Origin of the sequence: Arthrospira sp. PCC 8006 (assembly GCF_046480465.1) — a bacterium.
In the GTDB taxonomy this organism is placed as follows: domain Bacteria; phylum Cyanobacteriota; class Cyanobacteriia; order Cyanobacteriales; family Microcoleaceae; genus Limnospira; species Limnospira platensis.
In genome coordinates this window covers 1-4361 of the sequence record NZ_PKGG01000319.1, presented here as the reverse complement: position 1 = coordinate 4361, position 4361 = coordinate 1, and the positions used below count along the sequence as shown (strand labels likewise).

At 39.8% G+C, this 4361-nt stretch carries 5 protein-coding genes and 1 pseudogene; 2 read left to right on the top strand and 4 right to left on the bottom strand.

All coding sequences use genetic code 11. The features are described from left to right. Together B9T16_RS26335 and B9T16_RS26330 are read left to right on the top strand one after the other, a co-directional pair. A partial coding sequence (locus B9T16_RS26335) for a recombinase (RefSeq protein WP_410246144.1) occupies nucleotides 1-891 on the top strand: 891 nt, incomplete at its 5' end. 635 nt (nucleotides 892-1526) lie between these two features. Further along, complete coding sequence (locus B9T16_RS26330) at nucleotides 1527-1691, top strand: hypothetical protein (RefSeq protein WP_410246143.1); 165 nt, start codon at nucleotides 1527-1529, stop codon at nucleotides 1689-1691. 363 nt (nucleotides 1692-2054) lie between these two features. Here B9T16_RS26330 and B9T16_RS26325 read toward each other — a convergent pair whose 3' ends face one another. The 4 genes and pseudogenes from B9T16_RS26325 to B9T16_RS26310 form a co-directional block, all read right to left on the bottom strand. Next, entirely contained in the window at nucleotides 2055-2309 is a 255-nt protein-coding gene (locus tag B9T16_RS26325; RefSeq protein WP_410246142.1) for a hypothetical protein, read from the bottom strand. Next, nucleotides 2310-2666, bottom strand: coding sequence for a hypothetical protein (locus B9T16_RS26320; RefSeq protein WP_410246141.1), 357 nt, complete (start codon nucleotides 2664-2666; stop codon nucleotides 2310-2312). It lies immediately after the preceding gene. A 47-nt stretch (nucleotides 2667-2713) separates the two neighbouring features. Next, nucleotides 2714-4078, bottom strand: coding sequence for a hypothetical protein (locus tag B9T16_RS26315; protein ID WP_410246140.1), 1365 nt, complete (start codon nucleotides 4076-4078; stop codon nucleotides 2714-2716). A 66-nt stretch (nucleotides 4079-4144) separates the two neighbouring features. Beyond that, nucleotides 4145-4361, bottom strand: a pseudogene (locus B9T16_RS26310) (hypothetical protein); the annotation flags it as partial.

The following is a 4361-nucleotide window of genomic DNA, read 5'->3' as shown; positions in this document are numbered from 1 at the left end:
GAGGGTATAAAAGAAGCCTTGTATACTCCATTGCCAGACGGTAGCAGCCCGGTAGGACATAAGGATTTTAAAGACCGATATTACAGGTTAAGACAAGTAGCGGAACGGGCTGGATGCAAAAAAGCACTGGACAAGCTAGAAAAAATTGACCCAACCCAAACAGTATTTACGGAATCTCAAAGTGTAGATTTAGATACCTTGCTAGGCTTGTTAGACAAAGAGCGTAACACTGATTATCGTTCTGTCAAAGACAATAATGCTCGTGATGGTTGGTGTTGGGTGTCAGCAATGTGTACTTTATATGGGTTAAGACCGTCTGAAGTAGCAGCAGGTCAAAATTTAACTAAGCCAGTTAAGATTGATGGCATTACCTTCCCAGCCATATCTGACCCTACCAACATTGAGTTAGTGTTAGTGATTGGAGAATTTACCTATTTTGGGGGTTCTACCAAAACGGGTTGGAGGTTAGCTATTCCAATGAGTAAAGACAAAACTCTGATTAACCGCCTAGGGATTCATAACGTCTACTTACCTGTTACTAAGTCCAAAGACCCTAGCAAGTTTAACGATAATCACCGCGCCTGGTTATCACAACATAACTGGGGATTTACTCAAGCTTATGCTTTCCGTCATCTTGGTAACCAACTAGGGGAAATGAACGGGATACCACAGGAAATCAGAGCGCGTTCGTTTGGTCACTCGGTGTCAGTTAATGATGGCAAGTACAAAAAACGTCGCAACCTTGCCACAGAGTTAGGTATCCTGACGCAACATCAAAGGCAACCATTACCGCTAGAGATGGCAAAACAAACACTACTCAATCATGGTATTAACCCAGAATCGCCAGAGATGAAAGCAGGACTTAGATTAATCTATCAGTTAGACGATTAACCTCCAATAAACCCACAACACAATACCCTCTAGGCTAAATACCTAGGGGGTTTCATTTTGCACTAACTCCTAATAATGCGATCGCTTTTGAGTGCACTAAAGTAACGGTAGAATAGGGGTTATAGGCTTTATAGCGGGTTCAAATCCCACCATCTCCGTTTAACTTAAACCCTTATCATTATTGCGATAGGAGGAAATTAACTAACCCGATAGTCGTACCGTTACATTCAATATGCACTCCATTCAGTCTTAGCACACGGGACGATTAGTGCATATCCCTTAGTAACAAATCTTAATTATTGACGGGTTAATCAATAAGCACAACTTAATCAATCTGTCAAATGCCTACTATCTCCCCCTAACCAAACACCGATAGGGTAACTCCCTTGTGATACCCGTCAATGGCAAGCCTATCGGTTCGTTCCTCACCATTGACTGCTATCACATCGGTCGTTTCCCCAATAGTGCTTGTTTCGGTTAGGGGGAGGGTATGGGTTCAATTTTGCAGGGTATTACCTAAAGCTACCAGTGCTAACCATAGAAATGTATGAGTGCGATCGCAGTGGGATTTATCTATGGCTCAAAGTCAACATGATAGCTGTAGGTAGCCGTAGGGGGAACCCACTAGGTTATCAATGTACAACGATACCCCTATCAATGTACAAAGATATCAGACCGCCTACCTGGTTCCCTGTGGTAGTCAGGTAATTAGTGAAATATTGGGGAGCCTACTCACTACCAACAAAATGCGATCGCAAAACCTGAACTATCTCCTACCGGAATCAACCCGATACCCCTAAACAACTTTTCAACTGGTGACTTGTTTCGTTATCTCTCGCTGATACCTACATAATCCTAGGGAATTGCTTTACCATCGAAACCGATACCCACATAATCCTCAGCAAGTCTCCAATTTATAGGGGTAATCATCATGTTCAGAACTCAGTACCCCTAATAGACGGGTTAAGGTTTTGGTTTAGGGTGTTTATTGTGGGTAAATTAGGGGTGGGTTCATATAAACTTCCAATAGACTGTTGCAATAGACTGTTGCAATCCCAGACTGTTGCAATAGACTATTAATCAAAAAATATGCAAGCACCCCCTACAGTCAGAAACCATAGGGGGTCATTTAAGTTATTGGGGTAGCTGTTATCTGTTAGGGTTTAGGGTTTTCTCCAACCATCATCATCAATATCATCTCTGTTAATTGGAAGATGGGGTGATTGTTTTTTATCTTCTAACTGTTTTTTACAAACTGTTGATGKCATAAAATCATTAACATATCTAATCAAATAATTTAGGCTATTTTGGATACCGTCTAACCTACTCTCAATMATTAGGTTTCCTGTATGCGTAATGAACGTACTGAGAATAATCGCGACAATAATTAACCCTAATTCAACTATTACCAAGTTCATTTATATTAATTTCCAAAAATGAAGTGTAAACCATTTAATCCGTTCTAATGGAGAAAATGAAGCATAAAAATTGCTGTACGGCGGTGATTCAATTATTTGATATTCATTAAGCCATATAGTCTCTTTTTTAACTAGCATAGCTTGCTTAATATCATTGTAGGCATAGAATTTTAACCACCCTGCCATTTTCCAGTACACGGGTACACTGTCAGCGTCAAATAATATTCTAACAAATTTACTACCAGAAACATCAGGCAATTCTTTAGTACCGTGTAACGTATTATCATCCTCTATCCTAAAATTAAGTTCATAAACCTTAAACCAGTTACTCTCTGATATATTAAGTGCATTAGGCATTATCTGTTAATTTATTGTTGTAAGTGATAAGTCATTTTAGTTCTCTATTACAGTTTTGTTAAGGCTAAACACTCTGACTCTGAAAGTGCTTTAGGGTAATAGCGGAAATCTTTACATATACCAGTTTCAATAACACCATTAGTTCTTCTAAGTATTCTAATTTGAGAGATAGTCTCATAAGATGTTACTGTATTAGTCTCATCAACCACTTTATCACCGTTAATAAATAATCGTTGCCGCCCTTGCTCCAGAACAGATAATATCTTAAATGATGGTGCGTCTAATCTAGTTATTAAGGGTGATGAATAAGTCAACATACCCCCAGGCACAGTTCTAGTATCTATGCCGAAACCTTCTGAATCGTCGCCGTGAAATATCAAGTTAGTATTATCTGAATTAGTGCCTAAAATAGCACCAACTCCTGTCAGTTTGTTTGGTGTATATTCTATATAAAAACTACTCTCGTTTGGGTTAAACTCATTCCCCAAAAACCTAATCACACTATCAGGAATAAAGGTTGAGGCTTGTGTGGGTGTGTATGAGGATGGGGTTGTACCTGCTTCGAGTTGTGCGCCCCAGAGAGCAACGCCCTCGCCAATAGGAACAATAGAAACAAAGGTATCTACGCGTGTTGTACAACCAAAATCTATAAGATTATTTACAATGGATGATGGTGTTGTGAACGTCATTTTAATTCTATAATATCCACCGATAGCTTCCATAGAAGCAACTGTTCCTGGTGCCTGACGAGAAACCAACCCAGTATAAAGGTCATATACAGAAAATGCGTCATTAGTCAAATCACGTATATAAGCGTAGCGGGTTGTTATTTTTTTAACAAATATAGAGGCGGTATATGTTGTGTTTACCGCCATTGATAGAAACGCTCTTACCCTATGTTCGCTTGATGTGGCTAAATTAGAAAAGACGCTATCAGCCGTAGTCGTACCGTCGGGCGCAACCGTTGTATTTGCCGTAACCGTTAAATTTGCCTTTCCCCATACCGCGTTATCAAGCTCCTCACTCCACGTAAGCAAATTAGTCCGCTGCTCCTCAATCAGCAGCCCCAGCGATTCACCCGTAGCAGGGTCAAATGTGTATCTAGGCTTATTCACTGTGGCTGTACGAATTTTACCCGTAGCGTCTACATACGTTGCCGTAGATGCTCCTGTAACGGTGTAAGTGTCTGTTACAGGTTCTGTTATCCATTCTTCACCGTTGTAGCGTGTGTTGGATTTACCAAACTGAGTTGAAAGGGTAGGTTCTATAGAGATGTGAGGTTCAACGTTATACGTATTTGAGTCAATAACTGCTTGTATCCGTTCATTAGTTAAATACAGATTAACTTCACCTTCTGGCAAGTCATCGGTTGATTGCCCAAACTTACTAGAGTAAATGTTGAAATTAGTCATAACTGCCTCTATATTGAGTACTTAATTAAATGGCTAATAACTTAATACTAGCCATTCATTTGATGATTACATATCGATATATTCGATAATTGTAACGCTGATATTAGCGCTAGATTCTGCTATCGCCTGTAACTTAGTTCTACCCCACGTTATTGAGATGGTATCACCTGGCTTAACCGAAAATGCAGCGTCTGAYACGCTATCACCTGTAGGGTCAAATATTAGATRTACATTGGTATTTGACCGATTCTTTACAAACACCGTTCTACCGTTACTGGTAGCA